Raw genomic sequence first — 20,115 nt, 5'->3', positions numbered from 1 at the left:
GGCTCCGTCCGTATGACGTCCGGAGGGAGAGAGGTCAGCCCAGCAGGGACAGCCCCGCCGCCAGCGCGAACCCGGCCACGGTCGCCAGCCCGGCGAGGTCCTTCGCCTTGTCCTTGGCCTCGGGGATCATCGAGTCGATCAGCATGGTCAGCAGCGCGCCCGCGGCGAATCCGTCGATGGCCGCGCTCGTGCCGCTCGACACCGCGTCGGCAGCGAGGTAGCCGCCCGTGGTCGCGAGCGCACAGGCCGCGGCGACCGCGGCCCACAGCCCGAGCACCTGCCCCCTGCTGCGCCCCGACGACCGCATGTCGGAGGCGGAGCCGATCGCCTCGGGCAGGTTGGAGGCGAAGATCGCGACGAGCAGCGCCGCGCTGACGCCCTCCCCCTGCGCCAGGGCGATGCCGAGGACGGCCTGCTCCGGGATCCCGTCGAGGAAGGCGCCGAGGGCCAGGGTCGCGCCTCCTCCGGAGGAGCGCGCCTCCACCCAGCGGTTGGCGAGGTAGAAGGTCACGCCACCGACGGCGAGCCCGATCGCGACGGGCCAGGCACCGCCGATGCGCAGCCCCTCCTCGGCCAGCTCGAAGGAGACGCTCGCGATCAGCGCCCCGGCGCCGAAGCCGAGCACCAGCCCGACCACCGTGGCCGACCAGGACCGCACGAGCGCCAGCAGCGCGCCGAGCACCAGCGAGCTGGCGGCCAGCGCACCCCAACCGAGGGACTCGATCACCCGATGATCATGTCAGCGATCACTCGGTCGCGATGGCCGCGAGCACCTTCATCCGCGAGGCACGGATCGCCGGCACGATCGCGGCGAGGACTCCGAAGATCACCGCGACGACGAGGAAGACGAGCAGGCTGCTCACCGGCAGCGACAGCACGGTGAGGTCGTCCTTCAGGGACTGGCGCAGCACGACCCCGATGACGAGCCCGACCACCATCCCGAGCACGGCCCCGAGCAGCGCGATCGCCACCGACTCGAGCGTGATCATCAACCGCAGCTTGCGCCGCGACAGCCCGACCGCGCGCAGCAGCCCGATCTCACGGGTCCGCTCGAGGACGCTGAGGCCGAGGGTGTTGACGATGCCGATGACCGCGATGACGACGGCCAGGGCGAGCAGTCCGTAGATGACGTAGAGCAGCTGGTTGACCTGGCTGCTGATCAGCTCCTTGAACTCCTCCTTGTCCTGGACCGACAGGATCGGGAGGCCCTCGACGATGTCCTCGAGGTCCTGCTTGACCGCGCCCCGGTCGGCGCCGTCCTGCACGGTGATGCTGAGGCTCGAGTCGCTCCGCTTGAGACCCGCGTCGGCGAGCACCGAGAGGGGCATGGTGATGCCCGCGGTGGTGGGGGTGTCCTCGAAGACGCCGACCACCTCCAGCGCGATCGTCTTGCCGCCGGGGAACTCGACGGCGATGCTGTCGCCCGGACCCGCCTCGAGGTCGTCGGCACGGCCCTCGCTGAGCACCGCCTGGTTGCCCGAGATCTCGTCGGTGCCCTCGAGCATCGTGAGGTCGTAGATCTCGAAGTACGCCGGGTCGACGCCCGCCGCGAAGGTCTGGTCGGGCGTGCCACCGACCGTCACGCTCACCGGGGTGCCCTGCTGGCGCGAGACCAGGTCGACTCCGTCGACGGACTCCATCTGGTCGCCGTACTGAGCTGGGAAGCCCTGGAACGTCGGCATCTGCACGAGGAAGTCGCTCCTGAACGCGTCGTCCACCGTGGCGTCGTTCGTCGCGCTCAGCGACGAGGCCAGCACGCCGACGGCCGACACGACGGCGAGGCCGATCATCAGCGCGGATGCGGTGGCGCCCGTACGACGGGGGTTGCGCAGCGCGTTCTCGCCGGCCAGCAGGCCGGGTGTGCCGAAGAGGCGTCCGAAGACCGACCGGCACGCCACGAGCACCGGGTGCCCGAGGACGGGCGCGAGGACCGCGGTGGTGATCACCCAGATGACGGCGCCCGCACCGATCCAGATGGCGTCGGTGCCCGGGGCGCCGACCAACCCGGCGGCCACGAGCGCGGTGCCGACCAGCATGGCGATGGTGCCGAGCACGAGCCGGCGACCCATCGCCTTCTCCTGGACCACGAGGTCGTCGCGCATCGCGGCGACCGGCGGCACCTTGGCGGCCCGGCGGGCCGGGACGAAGGCCGCCACCATCGTCACGACGATCGCCACGACGTAGCCGGAGATGATCGTGAAGGGCGTCAGCGTCAGCACGTCTCCGGCGATGTCCAGCCCGAAGCTGCGGAAGAGGCTGGCCAACGCGCGCGAGAGCCCCAGCCCGAGCAGCAGACCCAGCGTGGCACCGACGATGGCCATCAGGAAGGCCTCGATCAGCACCGACCGGGTGACCTGCTTCTTGCTCGCGCCGAGCGCTCGCAGCAGTGCGGACTCGCGCACCCGCTGCGACACCAGGATCGAGAAGGTGTTGAAGATGATGAAGGCGCCCACCACGATCGCGATGACCGCGAAGGTGGTGAGGAAGATCGAGATGACGTCGAGGAACTGGCCGATCTGCTCCTGGGTCTCCTCGACGACCTTGTCGCCGGTGACGGCGGCGAAGCCGTCCGGGACGACCTCGTCCGCAGCCTTCGCGAGCTCGGTCTGGGAGACGCCGTCGGCACCGGTCAGGGCGACGCTGGTGAAGGCGTCCGCGCCGCCGAGGAAGATCTCCTGCGCCTCCGCGGTGTCGAGCAGGGCCAGCGTCGCGCCGGCCGTACCGCCGCCGTTGAAGTCGGCCGTGCCGACGAGGGTGAACTCCCGGCGCGGCTCGCCGGTCGGCACGATCATGGCCACGGTGTCGCCGAGGTCGTAGCCTCCGCGCTCCGCGGACGAGGTGTCGAGGGTGATCTCGCCGGGCTGCTCGGGCCAGCCGCCGGCGCTGAGCTGGAGGATCTCCTCGCCCTGCATGTTCTCGCCGGGCGCGTAGTTGAAGGCCAGCGTCGGGGCGCCCTGGCCGCCGACGAGCTTGTCGTCGCTGCCGAGCAGGAAGGACCCGATGCCGTCCACCGACCCGGTGGCGTCGGCCACCTCCGGCAGCGCGGACAGCTTCTCGATGTCGGCGGGCGTCACGAGCTGGGTCGTGGCGACCCCGGCGTTGGCCGCGGACACGTCCCCGGCAGGGCGTACGACGGCGTCGGAGGTGGAGCCGTTGACGATGTTCTCGAAGGTCGCGTTGAGGCCGGTGCTGAAGGTCATCACACCGGCCAGGAAGCCGATGCCCAGCACGATCGCGAGCGCGCTCATCATCAGGCGCACCTTGCGGGCGAGCAGGTTGCGCCAGGTCAGGAGGAGCACGTCAGCTCGCCGCCTTCTTGATGGCAGCGTCCTGCAGGGCCGCCATCTTGGCGAGGATGTGGTCGCGGTCGGGCGTACGCAGCTCGTCGACGATGACGCCGTCGGCGAGGAAGAGGACGCGGTCGGTGTAGGACGCCGCGACCGGGTCGTGCGTCACCATCACCACGGTCTGGCCGAACTCGTCGACGCTGCGGCGCAGGAAGCCGAGCACCTCGGCGCTGCTGGTCGAGTCGAGGTTGCCGGTGGGCTCGTCGGCGAAGACGATCGACGGCTGGCTGACCAGCGCCCGGGCGCAGGCGACGCGCTGCTGCTGGCCGCCGGACATCTCGCTCGGGCGGTGGCCGAGGCGAGGGCGCAGGCCGACGGCGTCGACGACCTGGTCGAACCACTCCCGGTCGGGCTTGCGACCGGCGAGGCTCAGCGGCAGCAGGATGTTCTCCTCCGCGCTGAGGGTGGGCACGAGGTTGAAGGACTGGAAGACGAAGCCGACCCGCTCGCGTCGCAGCGTGGTGAGGTCCTTGTCCTTGAGCCTGCCCAGCGACGTGCCGTCGACGACGGCCTCGCCGGACGTCGGTGTGTCGAGGGCCGCGAGGCAGTGCATCAGGGTCGACTTGCCGGAGCCGGAGGGCCCCATGATCGCGGTGAACTCGCCCTTCATCAGGTCGACGGTGACCCCGTCGAGCGCTCGCACCTCGGCCTCGCCCTTGCCATAGACCTTGATCAGGTCCCGTGCACTCGCTGCGACGCCGGGCGCCGCCTCCCCAGTCGGCTGCTCAGTCATGGGACTGAGTGTCGCAGGGGTCCGGAACGGGCGGCCATGGGATATCGCCCTCAGCCGACCCTGACATCTGTCAGGGGCGTCCCGGGGTCCGGCGGTTGAGCAGCGAACGAAGCGAGCGTGTCGAAACCAAGCTGGCCTTGGTGGCCCTGGTTTCGACTCGGGCTCGTTCCTCGCCCGGCTCAACCGGCGGCAGACAACTCGCCCGGCTCAACCGGCGGCGCAACTCGCCCCTAGATTGCTCCCGTGGGAGACATCGCGGCCGGGCTGCTCACCGGGCTCACCCTCATCATCGCGATCGGCGCCCAGAACGCCTTCGTGCTCCGGCAGGGCCTGCGCCGCAGCCACGTCGGACTGGTGGTCGCGATCTGCGCACTGTCCGACGTCGTGCTCATCCTGGCCGGCGTCGCCGGCATCGGCGTCGTCGTCGAGCAGGCGCCCTGGGCGATCGAGGTCATCCGCTGGCTCGGCGTCGCCTTCCTCACCGTCTACGGCACCGGCTCGCTGCTGCGTGCCCGTCGCCCGCAGGTCCTGGCCGTCGGGGAGGGCGTGGTCGAGTCCCGCGGCGGTGTCGTCGCCCGGGCGGTCGCCCTGACCTGGCTCAACCCGCACGTCTACCTCGACACCGTGCTCCTGCTCGGCTCCATCGCCGGCACCCACGGCGACCCGGGACGGTGGTGGTTCGCGCTCGGAGCCTGCGTGGCGAGCGTCGGCTGGTTCGCCGGTCTCGGGTACGGCGCCCGGCTGGCCGCACCGCGCCTCGCCGACCCGCGCGCCTGGCAGGTCCTCGACGTGCTCATCGGCCTGGTGATGCTCGCCATCGCCGTACGCCTGGCCCTCGGCTGAGCGGGGTGGTCCAGTGGATTCTGGCTACCCCGCCGGGGCTCGGGCGTCGACAATGGACCGATGAGCGACCGTACGACCCAGCCGAACGCCACTTCCGCCGACGAGGTCGTCGCGGCCGCGCCCACCGACCGGCGGCGCGACGACGCCCGCGAGGTGCTCGACCTGATGCGCGAGGTCACGGGAGCTGAGCCGGTGGTCTGGGGGCCGTCGATGATCGGGTTCGGCACCCAGCCCTACACGACCGCGGACGGCAAGGAGCGGGCGTGGTTCGCCCTGGGGCTTGCTCCCCGCAAGGCGGCGCTGACCTTCTACGGGCTGACCTACGACGGGTCCAACGACGACCTGCTGGAGCGGCTCGGCCCGCACACCACGGGCAAGGGCTGCCTCTACGTCAAGCGTCTCGAGGACGTCGACCGGGCGGTGCTGACCGAGATGATCCGGCGGGCGTGGCGGGAGAACCACCGGCCGGCCTGACCCGCAACCGGGTTCGTGACAGGGCGTCCTCCCTCGACCAGCGGGGGCGATCAGGTCTCCTCGGACTCCCGCGCGACGGCCTCGTCGTGCCGGGCGTGCAGGCGCTCGCGGATCTCGCCGGCGTCGTAGTGGCGGCGTACGCGCTCGTCGCGGGCGACGGCCGCGCCGGTGGCGACCCCGGCCAGGATCCCGGCGAGGCCGAGCAGCTTCCACACGCGCATGACGCCGACTTTAGTCCCCCGCCGGGGGGAGGTGGGGCAGACTTCCGCGCATGGCGACGTCGGTGACCCTCGATCAGGCGATGGACCTCACCCGGAGCGGCGACATCTGGCTCTTCCGCGGTCGACGGGCACCCGACCGCGCGATCCGCGCGGTCACCAACTCGCCGGTCAACCACGTCGGCATCGCGGTGGTCGTCGACGACCTGCCGCCGCTGATCTTCCACGCCGAGCTCGGCAAGAAGCAGGTCGACATGTGGACCGGCGGCCACCACCGCGGCGTCCAGCTGCACGACCTGCGCGAGGCCGTCTCGCGGTGGCAGACGGAGTACGACCAGGACGCCTGGGTGCGGCAGCTCGAGCCCGAGATCGGCCGGGACGAGGAGGACGGGATGCTGCGCACGGTGGCCCGCCTCGACGGCGTCTCCTTCCCGAGCCTCACCAAGCTCAGCGCCCGCTGGCTGCGCGGCCGCGACGCCTACGTCCCCCGCAGCAAGCGGGGCCAGCGGGTCACGCCCGAGGCAGCGTTCTGCGCCGAGATCGTGGCGAGCTGCTACATCGAGATGGGCATCCTGCGCGACGACCGCCGCGCCACCTGGTACGACCCCGGCAAGTTCTGGAGCGGCGACTACCTGCCGATCTCCGACGGCTGGAGCCTCGGCAAGGAGGTCGCGGTCAGCCGCTGACACGGTCGAGTGCGCGGCCCTGCGGCGACTGCTACCGCGAGCGCACTCGACTCACCGGACCGCGTCCGTGAACCGCGCGCCCACCTCGGCCACGGCGGCCCGCAGCTCCTCGCCCCCGACCACCGTGAAGCCGAACGGGATGCCGGCCAGCCACTCACCCGCGTACGCCTGCGCGTTGCTGGTGCTGCCCACCAGCTCGCACCGGCCGTCGGGCAGCTCCCGCAGGTCGCCGAGGGTGGGCCGGACCCAGTGGCGCACCTCCGCGTGGGGCGCGTCGAACACGACGTGGGTCTCGTGCTCCCAGCCCCTGCCCAGGTTGGCCTCGAGCTCCCGCGCCGGGTCGAGGTCGGCAGGCACGTCGAACGTCTCGTCCAGCAGCGCGACCTCGGTGATCCGGTCGATGCGGAAGGTGCGCAGCGCGTCGGCGTGGTGGGAGAAGCAGAGCAGGTACCACCGCCCGTAGCGCACCACCACCGACCACGGATCGACCTCGAAGGTCCGCGCGTTGCCGGCTGCGGTGCGATAGCCGAAGCGCACGCGCCGCTGCGCGTCGACGGCCGCGACGAGGTCGCTGGTGATGGTCGGGTCGGGCTTGGCCGGCCACCGCTCCGGCACCGCGCGCGCCGTCTCGCGCATCGTCGCCGCCTGCCGCGCCACGTTGGTCGGCAGCACGCGCAAGATCTTGCCGAGCGCCGCCCCGACCGGGTCGTCCGGGTCGGCGACCGCGTGCTGGGAGTCGAGCGCCGCCATCACCAGGCCGAGTGCCTCGGTCGCGGTGAACACCAGCGGCGGCAGCCGGAGGCCGCGGCCGAGCCGGTAGCCGCCGTAGGGTCCGCGCGTCGACTCGACCGGGATGTCGGCCTCGCGCAGGATCGCGACGTAGCGCCGCGCCGCTCGCTCGGTGACGCCGAGGCGCTGGGCCAGCTCGCTCGCCGTGACACCCGGCCGGGACTGCAGGATGTCGAGCGCCCGGAGGGCCCGCGCGGTGGGGCTGATCTCGCTCATGTCCGCATCCTCGCACCAGTTCCGGACGTGGAGCGTCCGGAATGTTTCCTAGGGTGGGACCCGAGGGTCGACCACCACCAGCAAGGAGAAGCTCATGGACATCGTGCTCGTCGCCGGACTCTGGCTCGACGGATCAGCGTGGGACGACGTGCTCCCCGAGCTGGAGGAGCTCGGCCACCGCGGCATCGCAGTGACGCTGCCCGGACAGGGCGACGACGCCGTCGCCGCGACGTACGAGGACCAGGTGGGGGCCGTGCTCGCCGCGGTCGATGCCGCCGACGGAGCACCCCTCGTGGTCGGCCACTCCGCCGCCAGCACGCTGGCGTGGGTGGCGGCGGACCGCAGGCCCGACGCGGTGACCGGTGTCGTGCTCGTCGGCGGCTTCCCGTCCACCGGCGAGACGACGTACGCCGACTTCTTCGAGCCGACCGGCGACGCGGTCCCGTTCCCGGGATGGGAGCCCTTCGCCGGCCCCGACTCCGACGACATGTCGCCCGAGCTCAAGGCCGAGGTCGCGGCTCGGACGGTCCCCGTGCCGGTCGGCGTGACCAAGGGCGTCGTGCACTGGATCGACGAGCGCCGCCACGGGGTGCCGCTCACCCTGGTCTGCCCGGAGTTCACGCCCGATCAGGCACGCGAGTGGATCGAGTCCGGCGACGTCCCCGAGCTGGCCGACGCCACGGCGCTCGAGCTGGTGGACCTGGACTCCGGCCACTGGCCGATGTTCACCCAGCCGGCCGCTCTCGCGGCGCTGATCGACGAGGCGACGAAGCGCTGAGCGTCAGTCGGTCAGCTCGTCCGGCCGGCCCGCCATCGTGGGCAGGTCGGTGACGGGCGTCCGGGTGTCGTCGACGAACTCGCCGCTGACCGCGGTGGCGAGTCCCTCGGCCAGGCCGGAGAGCTCGTTGTCGGCGATGCCGAGCATCTGCGCGACGGTCCGGGCATTGGCCGGGCGGTTGCCCGGCTGCTTCTCGAGCAGCGCCTCGACAACGGCGCGCATCTCGATCGGGACGTCGTCGCCCAACGGCGGCGGCGGCTCGTTGACGTGCGACATCGCCGTCGCGATCGGCGTTCCGCGGTCGAAGGGGCGCTGGCCGTTGAGCATCTCGTGGGCCACCACGCCGAGGGCGTAGAGGTCGCTGGCGCCGGTGGCCTGGTCGCCCAGCGCCTGCTCCGGGCTGATGTAGTTGGGGGTGCCGAGCATCTCGCCGAAGCGGGTGTGGCCGATCGCGTCGAGGGCTCGCGCGATGCCGAAGTCGGTGAGCTTCACGACGCCGTCGGGGCGCACCAGGATGTTGGCGGGCTTGACGTCGCGGTGGACGACCCGCGCCTCGTGGGCGACGCCGAGCGCGAGCGCGGCCTGGCCGATGATCGAGCGCACGGAGTCAACCGGGATCGGACCCTGCTCGCGGATGATGGCGGACAGGGGCAGCCCCGGGACGAGCTCCATCACGAGGTAGGTGAGGTGGTCGTCCTCGCCGTAGTCGAAGACGGTCGTGATGTTGGTGTGCATCAGCGCCGCCGAGTGCAGCGCCTCGTCGCGGAACCGAGCCGCGAAGATCTCCTCGTTGTCGGGATCCGCGCGCATCACCTTCACCGCGACCTCGCGCTGCAGGACGCCGTCCAGACCCCGCCACACGTCGGACATGCCGCCCGCTGCGATCCGCTCCTGCAGCACGTAGCGGCCTCCGAGCTCGAGGCCCTGCACGAGTCTGTGCACGGGTGGTGCCCCACTTCTGTCGGAGTCGAGGCGCGAGAGATCGCGCCCCGACGAGGATCGTACGTCGCGCGACCGCGGCTGGTGCTCACCCGAAAGGCCCTGAATCGACCCTTGACAACGTACAACCGACTGGTTGTATGTTGGTCACATGACGCACCCCGAGGGCAGCGAGGCGGAGGACCGGGCCGACGCCTGGTTCCACGCCCTCGCCGACCGGACCCGGCGCGACATCCTGCGTCGCGTGCTGGCCGGCGAGCACTCGGTCTCGACCCTGGCGAAGAGCTACGACATGAGCTTCGCGGCCGTCCAGAAGCACGTCGCCGTGCTGGAGCGGGCGGGCCTGCTGACCAAGCGTCGGCAGGGGCGCGAGGCGCTGGCCAGCGGCGACGTGGAGGCCGTGCGGTCCGTGGGCGTGATGCTTACCGACCTCGAGGCTCTCTGGCGCGGCCGCATCTCCCGGATGGACGAGCTCTTCGCCACCGACACCACCACCGAGAAGGACTGATCCGCCATGCCCGTCACCGACGTCCAGCACGACCTCGACGCCCTCACCCTGACCATCACCGCCGACTTCGCCGCACCCCTCGACCGCGTGTGGCAGGTCTATGCCGACCCGCGCCAGCTCGAGCGGGTCTGGGGACCTCCGGGCTACCCGGCCACGTTCGTCGACCACGAGATGGCGCCCGGAGGCCGGATGAACTACTTCATGACCAGCCCGGAGGGCGAGAACTACTACGCCTACTGGGTGATCACCACGGTGGACGAGCCCGGCGGGTTCACCTTCGAGGACGGCTTCGCCCTCGACGAGACCTTCGCGCCCAACCCCGAGATGCCGGTGGCGAGCAACGACTACGCCTTCGCCGAGGCCGACGGCGGCACCCGCGCCACCTTCGTCGGGACCTACGCGTCCGCCGAGGCGCTCCAGAAGGTGCTCGACATGGGCGTCGTCGAGGGATCCACGCTCGCCATCAACCAGATCGACGACCTGCTCGCCTCCTGAGCCGTCCCCACCCCGACCTGATCGAAAAGAGGAACACCCCATGCGTCCCATCGTCGTCACCGAGTTCATCACCCTCGACGGCATCGTCGACTCCCCCGGCGGCGGCGAGCACCCGCACGCCGGCTGGACCTTCAAGGACGTCGCCTTCGACGAGGCGGCCTACGAGATCAAGGGCCGCGAGACCCTGGCAGCCAGCGCGCTCCTCCTCGGACGCCAGTCGTACGACGAGTTCGCCCCGGTGTGGCCCTCGATGGAGGAGTTCGCGACCTACAACGCGATGCCCAAGTACGTCGTCTCGTCCACGCTGCAGGACCCCGAGTGGCACAACACCTCGGTCCTCCGCTCCCTCGACGAGGTCGCCGCGCTCAAGGAGACCGAGGGCGGCGAGATCCACGTGCACGGCAGCGCGACCCTGGCGCAGGGGCTGGCCGCCGCCGGCCTGGTCGACCGCTACCACCTGCTGGTGTTCCCACTGGTGCTCGGCGGCGGCAAGCGGCTCTTCGGCGAGGGCGACAAGACGAGGCTCGCACTCACCGAGCACGCCGCCTACTCCAACGGGATCACGCTCCAGGTCTACGACGTCGTCCGCTGACCCCGGTCATCTGATGGTCGAGACACGAGCAGCCCGTCTGGGAGACTTCACCACGTGGAACTCGCCCTGCTCCTCGTCTCGATGGCCGCCGTCGTGCTGGCTGCCACCGCCGTCAGTGACCGCCTGCACTTCCCCGCACCACTCCTGCTGATCGTCGTCGGCGCCGCGGCGTCCTACGTCCCGGGCGTGCCGACCATCCACCTCGAGTCCGAGGTGGTCCTGCTCGGGCTGCTGCCGCCCCTGCTCTACGCAGCGGCGATCCAGACCTCGCTGGTCGACTTCAACGCCAACAGGGGCTCCATCCTGCGGCTCTCGGTGGTGCTGGTCGTCCTCACCGCGCTCGCGGTCGGCGCGGTCGTGGAGTGGCTCATTCCAGGCATCGGCTGGGCGGCGGCCATCGCGATCGGCGCGGTGGTCGCACCGCCCGACGCCGTGGCGGCGACCGCGGTCGCCCGCAAGATCGGACTGCCGAGGCGCGTGGTGACGATCCTCGAGGGCGAGTCGCTGCTCAACGACGCCACCGCCCTCGTCGCGCTGCGCACCGCGATCGCCGCCCTCGCCGGCGGCGTGGCTGTCGCCGAGGTGGGCCTCGACTTCCTCCGCGCGGCCGGCGGCGGGCTGCTGATCGGGATCGCCTTCTTCCTGCTGGTCGCGTGGCTGCGCAAGCGGATCACCGACCCGCTGATGGACACCGCGATCTCCTTCCTCACACCGTTCGCCGCCTTCGTCGCCGCCGAGGAGGTGCACGCGTCGGGAGTGATCTCGGTCGTGGTCGCCGGCCTGCTGCTCGGGCACAAGGCGCCGATCATCCAGACCGCGCAGTCGCGGATCACCGAGCGGATCACCTGGCGCACGGTCGCGTTCGTCCTCGAGAACACCGTCTTCCTGCTCATCGGCCTCCAGCTCGACTGGATCCTCGCCGACGTCGCCGACTCGACGCTCTCGCCCGGCCGGATCGCGCTGGTCTGCGGAGCCACCCTCGTCACCGTCATCGTCGTGCGCCTGGTCTGGGTCTTCGTCACCTGGCTGGCCCGCGGCCTGCGCGCCGACCCGCTGCCGGCGTCGTGGACCTTCCTCATCGGCTGGGCCGGCATGCGCGGCGTGGTCACGCTGGCGGCCGCCTTCGTCATCCCCGACGACGCCCCCCACCGCGAGGTGCTCCTGCTGGTCGCCTTCACCGTCGTGGCCGGCACCCTGTTCCTGCAGGGCCTGACCCTGCCGCTGCTCACCCGGCTGCTCGACGTACCTGCTCCCGACCCGGCCGAGGACGCCCTCGCCCGCGCGGCGCTCCTGCAGCAGGCCGCCGACGCGGGTCTGGCCAAGCTCGACGAGCTGGAGTACGACGACCACCACGGCGTGTCCGAGCAGATCAGGTCACGCCTCGACCAGCGCTCGTTCGCCGCCTGGGAGCAGCTCGCCACGGCCGAGGACCAGGAGACGCCGTCGGTGCTCTACGCGCGGATCCGCGGGGAGATGATCGACGCCGAGCGCGCCAAGGTGCTGCTGGTCCGGAGCAAGGGCAGGGTGCCGTCCGAGGTGGTCAGCCAGGTCCTCGGGATGCTCGACATCGAGGAGTCGATGCTCGACGCCGGCGCGGAGGCCCCGGAGCGCACGCGCGTCGGGTCGATCGCCTTCACCGGCGGGCGCCAGTGCGACGACCTCGACGCTCACCCGGCGATCGAGACCGTCGCCGATCCCGTCTGCGCGACCTGCTTCGCCGACGGCACCCCCTGGGTGTCGCTGCGCCAGTGCCTGGACTGCGGCCACGTCGGCTGCTGTGACTCCTCGGTCGGCAAGCACGCGGCGTCCCACTTCCACGAGACCCTGCACCCGGTCATGCAGTCCGCGGAGCCGGACGAGTCGTGGCGCTGGTGCTACGTCCACAACCTCACCGGCTGAGAGATCGCCTCGAGCAGCCCAGCCTTAGAAGGGGGTTTCGACACGCCGTCGCGTGCTCGCGAGCTCGCCCGCGGGCTTGCTCAACCTCCCGCCACACGCCGGGCACGACTTCGTCGTTCCCGGCTAGTGTCGTGACATGGGAGCGCCCGCGATCGTCATCGCCTCCGCACACCACGCCGACGTGCTCGCGGAGGCGTTCGCCAGGTACGAGCGGGAGTACGACGTACGCCTCGTCGGCGACGAGCTCACCGCCAGGGCGACGGCCAAGGAGCTGATGGGGTCGGGGCACCAGGTCGCGCTGTTCGTGATCGACAGCGACCACGACCAGGACACGCTCCACGCCCTCATCGGCGGCACCCGGAAGGTCGTGCCGACGGCGCGGCGGGTGATCGTGTCTCACATCAGCCGCTTCCGGGCCGACAACGCGGACTTCCGCGCCGCGGTCGCGGCAGGCAAGGTCGACGCCCTCCTGCTGATGCCGCAGGGCCCGCGCGACGAGGAGTTCCACGGCGCGATCGGCGAGATGCTCAACGAGTGGAACGCGACCGTCGCGGCCCCCGTCATCGAGAACGTCCGGATCATCACGCCCGAGAAGGACGCCCTCACCCGCGAGCTCCTCGACTACCTCGGCCGGGTCGGCATGCCGGCCGGCGTGCACCACCCCGACAGCGAGATCGGCCGAGCAGTCATGGAGAACTGCCCCGAGGACGAGGGCCGCTGGCCGGTCGTGTCGTCCCTCGTCGGCTGGTGCGGGCACTGCCCCAGCGTCCGCGCGCTGGCCAACCAGCTCTACGGCCGCCCCGACGACATCGAGCTCGACGAGGTGGTCGACCTGGTGGTGGTCGGCGCCGGTCCGGCGGGGCTCGCCGCAAGCGTGTACGCCTCCAGCGAGGGGCTCTCGACGGTCTGCCTCGAGGCCGAGGCCATCGGCGGGCAGGCCGGCACCAGCTCGATGATCCGCAACTACCTCGGCTTCCCCCGCGGGATCTCCGGCATGCGACTGGCCCAGAGGGCCCGCGGCCAGGCGCTGCGCTTCGGCACCCGCTTCTTCACCGGCTGGCCCGCGACCGGCATCTCACCGTGCGAGGACGGGGACCACCACATCGTGCACACCGAGGGCGGCGACGTCCACGCACGCTCCGTCCTCATCGCCACGGGCGTCGACTACCGCCGCCTCGGCGTCGACTCCCTCGAGGAGCTCGTCGGCCGCGGCGTCTACTACGGGGCGGCGATGCAGGCCGCGCGCGAGCTGGCCGGCGACCACGTGGTCATCGTCGGCGGCGGCAACTCGGCCGGGCAGGCCGCCATCCACGCGGCCCGCTTCGCGAGCCAGGTCACGATCGTCGTACGCCGCCGCGACCTGACCGCCACCATGTCGTCCTACCTCATCAACGAGGTCGAGTGGAACCCGCGCATCACCGTGCGCGGCTCGACGCGGGTCGTCGACGGCGGACCCGACGAGGTCAGCCACCTGGCGTGGCTCGACCTCGAGGACGTCGACACCGGCAGCCGCGAGCGGGTCGAGGCGCGCGGGCTGTTCCTGCTGCTCGGCGCCGCGCCGGAGTGCGGCTGGCTGCCGGACGCGGTCGAGCTCGACGCCAAGGGGTTCGTGCTCACCGGCCGCGACATCAGCCGCGAGCACTGGCACGACGACGTACCTCCTGCCGACCTCGCCACCACGCTGCGGGGCATCTTCGCGATCGGCGACATCCGCTCCGGCTCGATGAAGCGGGTCGCCTCCGCCACCGGTGAGGGTGCCTCGGTGGTCTCGCTCGTGCACAGCTGGCTGGCCGGCTAGCGGCCACGACCTAGAGCTCGAGGAGCAGGAACAGCACCGCGAGCGCCGGCAGCGTCCCCTGGATCAGGGCCGCCCGCACCATCGTCCGGTCGTGGAGGACCAAGACGATCGCGGCCGCGAGCATCGAGCCGGTGCCGGCCAGCGCGAGGGCCGACCCGACCCAGTGCTCGGTCTTGAGCAGGCCGACGCCGACGAGCGTGATGATCGCCAGGAAGAGGTTGTAGAACCCCTGGTTGTAGGCCATCGACCTCAGCACCTGGGCGTCGGCCTCGGAGACCCCGAAGGTCCTGCGGGTCGACGGCTCGGTCCAGCGGAACGACTCGAGCACCCAGATGTAGACGTGGAGCAGGGCTGCCAGCACCGTGAACCCCACCGTGAAGATCGTCATGGACGCAGCGTAGGGCGGCCTACCCCTGAGTGGGTGGCATGCGCAGGCACGACCTGCGCATGATCGAGCACTGGCCACCCGGCCGGGCGACACGAGGAGGCTCCCATGGGACGACTGATCGGCATCCTGCTGGTGATCTGGCTGGTGATCGGCGCGTTCGCCGCCTTCCAGCGCGGCTACTTCGACGACACCGACACCAACTGCTCCGAGGTGAGCGACATCGCGCTCAACATCGTCGCCGGACCCCTCAACTACACCGGCGTGAACCCGAAGGTGACGTGCACCGACATCGACGCCCCGGAGCCGTCGAGCTAGCGGCGTCACTCCTCCGGCTGGTCGAACGTGGTGACGTCCCCGCCGGACACGTCCCACGACAGCACCCCGTCGCGGGGGCTGACGGCGAAGATCCGCGTCCCGTCGGGCGCCACCAGCACCGCGCGCGGCACGTCCGTCGCGCCGGACAGGGTGCGCAGGTCGTCGTCGGCCCAGGTCCACACCAGGACGTCGGTCTGCTCCTTCTCGCTCAGCACCAGCGCCGTGGAGTCGGGAGCGAAGGCGAGCCGGTACGCCGGTCGCGGCAGCGTCGCCTCGACCTCGAGGGACTCCGCGTCCCAGATCGTCGTCGCCGCCTCGTCGTCGAGCGCGAAGGACGCCGTGGCGATCCGGGCACCGTCCGGGCTCCACGCCACGTCACCCTGCGGGGCGCCGCCGAGGGAGCCGAGTGCCTCCCCGGTGCGGGCGTCGTGGACGGCCACCGGGGCGTCGGAGGAGGCGATCGCGACCCGCGACCCGTCAGGTTCGAAGGCCACGGCGACGGGAGCGTCGCCCTCGGGGTCGACCTCCACGACCGCGAGCGGGTCGGCCACCGGCCAGAGGCGTACGACGCCGTCGGCCCCGACACCGGCGAGGGTCTCGCCGTCCGCCGAGAAGGCCAGGTCGCGCAGCCCGTCGCCGGGGCCGTCCTCGACGACCTCGGACTCGTACGCGTCCGCGCCCGCCACGGCCTCGCCGGTCCCGGGGTCGAGGACCTGCACGGCGACAGTGCCGCCGTAGGTGCGGTCGGTGGCGAGCAGTCCGGCGGCGCTCCACGCGACCACGCCCCCTGCGTCCCACCCGTCCTCGAGCGAGCCGTCAGCCGTGGACCACACGCACAACCGGCCGTCACAGGGCACCGCGACGCGGGTCCCGTCGGGACTCAGGGCTGCGGAGTCCCCCGTGACCCGGACGCCGGGCACCTCGACCTGCTCACCCTCACCGGGGCCGCCGGTGGCGGAGCCGGCGGTCCCGTCGTCCGAGGAGCATCCGGCGATCATCACGAGCGCGACGACAGCGACGGCGATCCGGCCCGACCTCACGCACCCACCAGCCGGCCGACCTCGAACCACGCCTCGCTGCCGTCCTCGCACACGTGCCGGTCGAGGGAGCGGCCGGCGACGACGAGGAGCGTCTGCTCGCGCGGGACGCGGCGGTCGGCGCGCAGCACGTCGTACTGGTCACTGATGCGCAGCACGCTCCACGGACGCTCGCGGGTGCCGTCGCCGGTGCTGCGGATGGATTCGAGGGCGAGCACCTGCGTACGCCGCTCGGCACCGGCGCGCGCGTCGTCGCCGAGCGCGGCGTGCGCCGCCCCCAGCGCGGCGTGCGCCGAGGGGGAGAAGAAGGCGCCGGGCATCAGCGCCTGGACGATGGCGACCGCCGCTGCGTGGTCACCCCGCGCCATGGCGGGCGAGACCGCGCCGACGACGTCGAGGCCGACGTCGAACCCCGGCGAGCTGCGTACGGCGTCGCGCAGGCGCGCGAGGTCGGCGAGCGAGCGGGTCCCGGCGTAGACGAGCGCGAGGTCCGCGACCGCGGGGTCGGCTGCGTGGGTGGTCATCGTGCCTCCTCCCTGATCCGCTCGAGGTCGTCCCGGTCGAGGTCGTCGAGGTAGCCGCCGCCGGTCTCGCGGGCGTCTGCCTCGACAGGCTGGTCATGGTAGGCGTCGAAGCCGTCGTCGTCCGAGGTCTTGTAGTCGTCGAAGTTGTCCTCCCACGACTCGACCTCCTCCTGGCTCACTCCCGGCGGACCGTGATAGTCCTCCCACGGCCACCACGGGAGGTCGTCGACGGCCTTGCGCTGCTCGGCGTGACGGACCTCGTGGGCGACCGTGCCCAGGATGGTCGGGTCGTCGAGGTTGCCCTCGTCGATGCGCAGCACGCGGTCGTCCTCGCTCCAGCTGCCGCGCGAGTCGGTGTCGGGGTCGTCGTCCACGCCGTCGCCGTCCGCGTCCTCGAGGTCCTCGATGCGGACCTCGAAGTCGTCGACACCGGCCTCGCGGGCCTGCTCCTCGGCGATGTGCTCGATCACGGCCCGGCGCTCGTCGTCGCTCATCGTGGCCCACTCGCGCTCGACCTCGGGGTCGACGACGTAGTCCGGACCGTCGTCGCTGAAGGAGCCGTGCGGGCGGGCGCCGATGATCGCGGAGTCGACGGCGTAGGCGTCGTCGAGGGCGGCGGTCATCCGGGCGACCAGGGCCTCGAGCTGGCGGCGCCGACCGTCCTGGTGCTCGTTGCGCTCGAAGGTGTTGTCAAAGGTCCGGGGCGGCGAGACGTCGGAGACGGTGCCGGAGGAGTCGATGGAGAACTGCTGGGCCGCTGCGTCGGTGTCGACGTCCTGGACGGCCCTCTCGATGCTCGTGACGGTCGCGACCTGGCCGTAGACGGTGCGCTCGAAGGACGTGAGGCCCTCGAGGTGGGTCTCCATCGTCGCGACCAGGGCGGCCTGGCGAGCCACGGCCGCGATGCGCGCGAAGCCCTCGAAGGAGGCCGGGATCGCGTCGCTCTCGACCGCGTCGCGCGCCAGCTCCAGGGCCTTGATGTCCGCGCGCAGCAGGTCGCTCGCGGACGTGACGCCGGCGGCACGCCAGGACCTCAGGTCACCCCAGGTGATGCTCACGACCCACCGCCGAGGAACTTCTGGAGCCACTCCTGCACGAGCCTGGCGCTGGCGTCCGCCGCCTCGGCGTCCGCGGCCGCCGCGTCGAGGCCGTCGGCGAAGTCGTCGACCGATCCCGCCCACGAGTCGATGCCCTCGTCCCACGCCGTCGCGAGCTGCGGCATCACCGACGCGGTGCTGGAGCCGGGCAGCGCGGCACCCAGGGTGGAGATCGCGTCCGTCCCGTCAGCGGCGCGTGCCGCGCTCGCGGCGCTGCGCAGGTCGCTCGCGCCGGCCCGCAGCTCGTCCGGATCCACCTGGTAGGTCGACATGCCTGTGACCTCCCCTCAATCCGCACCCCGTAAACCGTGCGCGGACCCCTGGACGGGCCTCGTCCAGAGCCACGGCGGGGTCCAGTCCTCCGGCGGGTCTTCACCCACCCGGCCGTCGACGGCCTCGCGCAGCAGGTCGGCGTGACCGGTGTGCCGGGCGTACTCCTCGAGCAGGTCGACGAGCAGCCGGCGCAACCGGGGGTGGTTGCCGTTGCCGTCGTCGACGTGGGCGACCAGCTCGAGACCGCCCTCGGCCAGCGCCCCCTCGAGCCGGGCGTCGTTGCGCCGGACCGCGTCGTCGAAGATCGCGTACGTCTGGGCCGCGCTGAACGCCTCGGTCGTGAACTCCCACTCGTCCGTGCCGTCGTGGCCCAGCGAGCGCCACGGCTCGACCAGCTCCTCACCGCGCAGCTTGGTGGTGAGGTAGTAGTCCTCCCCCATCGCGAGGTGCAGCAGCAGCCCGCCGAGCGAGAGGCGCGAGGAGCTGATCCGGCTGCGCAGGCCCGCCTCGTCGAGGCCGTCGGCCTTCCACCGCAGGGTGGTCCGCATCCGCCCGAGGGCGCCCAGCAGGTGCTCGGCCTCGGTGCCGGCGATCGGTGGCTCCCAGGGCGGCGGAACCCAGATGTCGTCAGTGGTCATGGCACCGACGCTAGCCCCGCCACCGGACGATCGGCTGCCGCATGCGCCGTCCGTGTCGATGCTGGACAAGCAGCCGTATGCGGCTGCAAGGTGGCCGGATGCGACGACTCGGAGTCACCCTCATCCCCGCCCTTGCCCTGGCCCTGGCCTTCCCAGCGACCGCCACCTCGGCGCCCGACCCCCAAGCAGGTTCCTCGGCCGTGAAGCCCGCTCCTGTGAAGAGCAACCCGTTCGACGACGACTGGACCGAGTCGGTCATCGACGCCGACCAGAACTTCCGTGGCCTCACCGCAGTGAGCAAGAAGGAGGCGTGGGTCACTGGCGAGAGCCTCACCGACGGCGGCCCGGCACGCGTCTTCCGCACGACGGACCGCGGCGAGACCTGGACCGACGTCAGTCCCGACGACACCGCGGGCCTGTCCTTCCGTGACGTCGAGGTGCACGGCAAGGTCGCCCACGTCCTGGCGATCGGCCCCGGCGAGGCATCGCGGATCTACCGCTCCACCGACGGCGGCGCCTCCTGGACGGAGGCCTTCCGCAACCCCGATGCCGATGCGTTCTACGACTGCATGGCGTTCTACCCGGGCGGCCGCAAGGGCCTCGCGGTCAGCGACCCGGTCGACGGCAAGCTGCGGATCCTGTCCACCAGCGACCGCGGGCGGACCTGGACCGTGCTCCCCTCCGCCGGGATGCCCGCGTCGGACAAGGAGTTCGGCTTCGCCGCGAGCGGCGACTGCCTCGTCACCGCCGGCAAGGCGGCCTTCCTCATCACCGGTGGGAAGCGGTCGCGGGTGCTCCGCTCCGACGACCGCGGCCTGACCTGGACGGCTGTCGAGTCGGGGATCCCGGCCGGGCCGGCCGCCGGTGGCTTCGCGGGCGCCTTCGCCTCACCGCGGCGGGGGATCGCCGTCGGTGGTGACTTCGGCGAGAAGCCGGTCAACGACGACAACGTGGCCTACACCCGCGACGGACGCACCTGGACGGGCGGCATCAGCCTCACCCACGTCGGCGAGGACGTGACGTACGTCCGTGGCTGGAAGGTCGCTGTCGCGACGGGCGACTACAAGGGCTCGGTGGGCACCAGCCTCACCCGCGACGGTGGCGCCACGTGGACCCGCGTCAGCGACCTCGGCTACCACGTCGTCGACTGCGTCGCGAAGGTCTGCTGGGCGGCCGGCACCCTCGGCCGGGTGGGTCGCGGCTGACCCATCCGGGCCGGGGCTTCGCCTCGAAGGACGAGCGTGAGCCAGCCCGACACCATGTTCGCCAGCCGCAGCGTCCCCCGGCACCTCGTCCGGGGGGCGCTCGGCCTGCCGTTGATGGTGGCGGCCTTCGTGCTGGTGCCGTGGCTCGGACCGCTCGCCCTGCTGCTGGTAGTGCCGGCCGCGGTGCTGCTGCGCGGGTGTCCGACGTGCTGGGCGCTCGGGCTCGCGCAGACCTGCGAGATCGAGCGCCGGCGTCGGACCTCTGGTTCGACACCATGAAGGCAGTTGGTGCACGGGCGCTACGCGCCGAGCGTGACGAGAGC

The 20,115-nt window shown here is 71.9% G+C and carries 24 protein-coding genes; 12 read left to right on the top strand and 12 right to left on the bottom strand.

Annotation, left to right across the window (positions count from 1 at the left end; translation table 11 throughout):
- Positions 1–34 precede the first annotated feature (34 nt).
- The 3 genes from BM127_RS14845 to BM127_RS14835 are packed head-to-tail and all read right to left on the bottom strand — an operon-like array spanning position 35 to position 4,080.
- Positions 35–727, bottom strand: a complete 693-nt coding sequence (locus BM127_RS14845; protein ID WP_091199692.1) for a ZIP family metal transporter — start codon at positions 725–727, stop codon at positions 35–37.
- 19 nt (positions 728–746) lie between these two features.
- Positions 747–3,299: an ABC transporter permease gene (locus tag BM127_RS14840; protein ID WP_231263448.1), complete on the bottom strand. Its 2,553-nt coding sequence runs from the start codon at positions 3,297–3,299 to the stop codon at positions 747–749.
- A 1-nt stretch (position 3,300) separates the two neighbouring features.
- On the bottom strand, positions 3,301–4,080 hold the full coding sequence (locus BM127_RS14835; RefSeq protein WP_091199689.1) for an ABC transporter ATP-binding protein: 780 nt from the start codon (positions 4,078–4,080) through the stop codon (positions 3,301–3,303).
- Positions 4,081–4,323: 243 nt separating this feature from the next.
- Here BM127_RS14835 and BM127_RS14830 point away from each other — a divergent pair, with 243 nt between their 5' ends.
- Positions 4,324–4,923: a LysE/ArgO family amino acid transporter gene (locus tag BM127_RS14830; RefSeq protein ID WP_091199688.1), complete on the top strand. Its 600-nt coding sequence runs from the start codon at positions 4,324–4,326 to the stop codon at positions 4,921–4,923.
- 60 nt (positions 4,924–4,983) lie between these two features.
- Positions 4,984–5,397, top strand: a complete 414-nt coding sequence (locus tag BM127_RS14825) for a DUF1801 domain-containing protein (RefSeq protein WP_091199686.1) — start codon at positions 4,984–4,986, stop codon at positions 5,395–5,397.
- 50 nt (positions 5,398–5,447) lie between these two features.
- Here BM127_RS14825 and BM127_RS22315 read toward each other — a convergent pair whose 3' ends face one another.
- The gene (locus BM127_RS22315) at positions 5,448–5,618 is read right to left on the bottom strand and encodes a hypothetical protein (RefSeq protein WP_175507415.1); all 171 of its coding nucleotides are present in this window, start codon (positions 5,616–5,618) and stop codon (positions 5,448–5,450) included.
- Between the two features lie 50 nt (positions 5,619–5,668).
- Between BM127_RS22315 and BM127_RS14820 the strand changes: the two genes are divergently transcribed.
- The gene (locus BM127_RS14820; protein WP_091199684.1) at positions 5,669–6,301 is read left to right on the top strand and encodes a hypothetical protein; all 633 of its coding nucleotides are present in this window, start codon (positions 5,669–5,671) and stop codon (positions 6,299–6,301) included.
- A 51-nt stretch (positions 6,302–6,352) separates the two neighbouring features.
- Here BM127_RS14820 and BM127_RS14815 read toward each other — a convergent pair whose 3' ends face one another.
- Positions 6,353–7,306, bottom strand: coding sequence for a helix-turn-helix transcriptional regulator (locus tag BM127_RS14815; protein WP_091199682.1), 954 nt, complete (start codon positions 7,304–7,306; stop codon positions 6,353–6,355).
- Between the two features lie 94 nt (positions 7,307–7,400).
- Between BM127_RS14815 and BM127_RS14810 the strand changes: the two genes are divergently transcribed.
- Positions 7,401–8,084, top strand: coding sequence for an alpha/beta fold hydrolase (locus BM127_RS14810; RefSeq protein WP_091199680.1), 684 nt, complete (start codon positions 7,401–7,403; stop codon positions 8,082–8,084).
- A 3-nt stretch (positions 8,085–8,087) separates the two neighbouring features.
- Here the strand turns inward: BM127_RS14810 and BM127_RS14805 are convergent, their stop codons facing one another.
- Positions 8,088–9,026: a serine/threonine-protein kinase gene (locus BM127_RS14805; RefSeq protein ID WP_198554289.1), complete on the bottom strand. Its 939-nt coding sequence runs from the start codon at positions 9,024–9,026 to the stop codon at positions 8,088–8,090.
- Positions 9,027–9,174: 148 nt separating this feature from the next.
- Between BM127_RS14805 and BM127_RS14800 the strand changes: the two genes are divergently transcribed.
- The 5 genes from BM127_RS14800 to BM127_RS14780 all read left to right on the top strand — a co-directional run bounded on the left by BM127_RS14800 (position 9,175) and on the right by BM127_RS14780 (position 14,315).
- A complete protein-coding gene (locus tag BM127_RS14800; protein WP_091199678.1) occupies positions 9,175–9,531 on the top strand; it encodes an ArsR/SmtB family transcription factor in 357 nt (118 codons plus the stop codon).
- 6 nt (positions 9,532–9,537) lie between these two features.
- The gene (locus BM127_RS14795) at positions 9,538–10,026 is read left to right on the top strand and encodes an SRPBCC family protein (protein WP_091199676.1); all 489 of its coding nucleotides are present in this window, start codon (positions 9,538–9,540) and stop codon (positions 10,024–10,026) included.
- Positions 10,027–10,066: 40 nt separating this feature from the next.
- Positions 10,067–10,618 carry a dihydrofolate reductase family protein gene (locus BM127_RS14790; RefSeq protein ID WP_091199674.1) on the top strand — a complete coding sequence of 184 codons (552 nt, stop codon included), beginning with the start codon at positions 10,067–10,069 and terminating at the stop codon, positions 10,616–10,618.
- Between the two features lie 54 nt (positions 10,619–10,672).
- Positions 10,673–12,517: a Na+/H+ antiporter gene (locus BM127_RS14785; RefSeq protein WP_091199672.1), complete on the top strand. Its 1,845-nt coding sequence runs from the start codon at positions 10,673–10,675 to the stop codon at positions 12,515–12,517.
- 136 nt (positions 12,518–12,653) lie between these two features.
- Positions 12,654–14,315, top strand: coding sequence for an NAD(P)/FAD-dependent oxidoreductase (locus BM127_RS14780; RefSeq protein WP_091199670.1), 1,662 nt, complete (start codon positions 12,654–12,656; stop codon positions 14,313–14,315).
- A gap of 10 nt (positions 14,316–14,325) precedes the next feature.
- Here BM127_RS14780 and BM127_RS14775 read toward each other — a convergent pair whose 3' ends face one another.
- Positions 14,326–14,703, bottom strand: coding sequence for a DUF1304 domain-containing protein (locus BM127_RS14775; protein WP_091199669.1), 378 nt, complete (start codon positions 14,701–14,703; stop codon positions 14,326–14,328).
- Between the two features lie 105 nt (positions 14,704–14,808).
- Here BM127_RS14775 and BM127_RS14770 point away from each other — a divergent pair, with 105 nt between their 5' ends.
- A complete protein-coding gene (locus BM127_RS14770; RefSeq protein ID WP_091199667.1) occupies positions 14,809–15,018 on the top strand; it encodes a hypothetical protein in 210 nt (69 codons plus the stop codon).
- A gap of 5 nt (positions 15,019–15,023) precedes the next feature.
- On the opposite strand, the gene BM127_RS14765 is transcribed toward BM127_RS14770, so the two are convergent.
- From BM127_RS14765 to BM127_RS14745, 5 genes are read right to left on the bottom strand one after another with little or no spacing between them, the layout of a single operon-like run.
- Entirely contained in the window at positions 15,024–16,058 is a 1,035-nt protein-coding gene (locus BM127_RS14765; protein WP_091199665.1) for a WD40 repeat domain-containing protein, read from the bottom strand.
- Positions 16,055–16,579, bottom strand: coding sequence for a hypothetical protein (locus tag BM127_RS14760; RefSeq protein WP_091199663.1), 525 nt, complete (start codon positions 16,577–16,579; stop codon positions 16,055–16,057). Before BM127_RS14760 ends, BM127_RS14765 begins: the two co-directional genes overlap by 4 nt.
- Entirely contained in the window at positions 16,576–17,637 is a 1,062-nt protein-coding gene (locus BM127_RS14755) for a hypothetical protein (RefSeq protein WP_091199661.1), read from the bottom strand. Before BM127_RS14755 ends, BM127_RS14760 begins: the two co-directional genes overlap by 4 nt.
- Positions 17,634–17,948: a hypothetical protein gene (locus tag BM127_RS14750; RefSeq protein WP_091199659.1), complete on the bottom strand. Its 315-nt coding sequence runs from the start codon at positions 17,946–17,948 to the stop codon at positions 17,634–17,636. Before BM127_RS14750 ends, BM127_RS14755 begins: the two co-directional genes overlap by 4 nt.
- A gap of 15 nt (positions 17,949–17,963) precedes the next feature.
- The gene (locus tag BM127_RS14745) at positions 17,964–18,587 is read right to left on the bottom strand and encodes a mycothiol transferase (protein ID WP_091199657.1); all 624 of its coding nucleotides are present in this window, start codon (positions 18,585–18,587) and stop codon (positions 17,964–17,966) included.
- 98 nt (positions 18,588–18,685) lie between these two features.
- On the opposite strand from BM127_RS14745, the gene BM127_RS14740 reads away from it, so the two are divergent.
- Positions 18,686–19,792 (top strand): beta propeller repeat protein, encoded by a 1,107-nt coding sequence (locus BM127_RS14740; RefSeq protein WP_091199655.1) that lies wholly within the window; start codon positions 18,686–18,688, stop codon positions 19,790–19,792.
- 36 nt (positions 19,793–19,828) lie between these two features.
- A complete protein-coding gene (locus BM127_RS14735) occupies positions 19,829–20,071 on the top strand; it encodes a hypothetical protein (RefSeq protein WP_091199653.1) in 243 nt (80 codons plus the stop codon).
- Positions 20,072–20,115: the final 44 nt, after the last annotated feature.

This window comes from Nocardioides alpinus, from assembly GCF_900112035.1.
In the GTDB taxonomy this organism is placed as follows: domain Bacteria; phylum Actinomycetota; class Actinomycetes; order Propionibacteriales; family Nocardioidaceae; genus Nocardioides; species Nocardioides alpinus.
The sequence above is the reverse complement of the archived record's forward strand: the minus strand, read 5'-3'. Positions and strand labels throughout refer to the sequence as shown.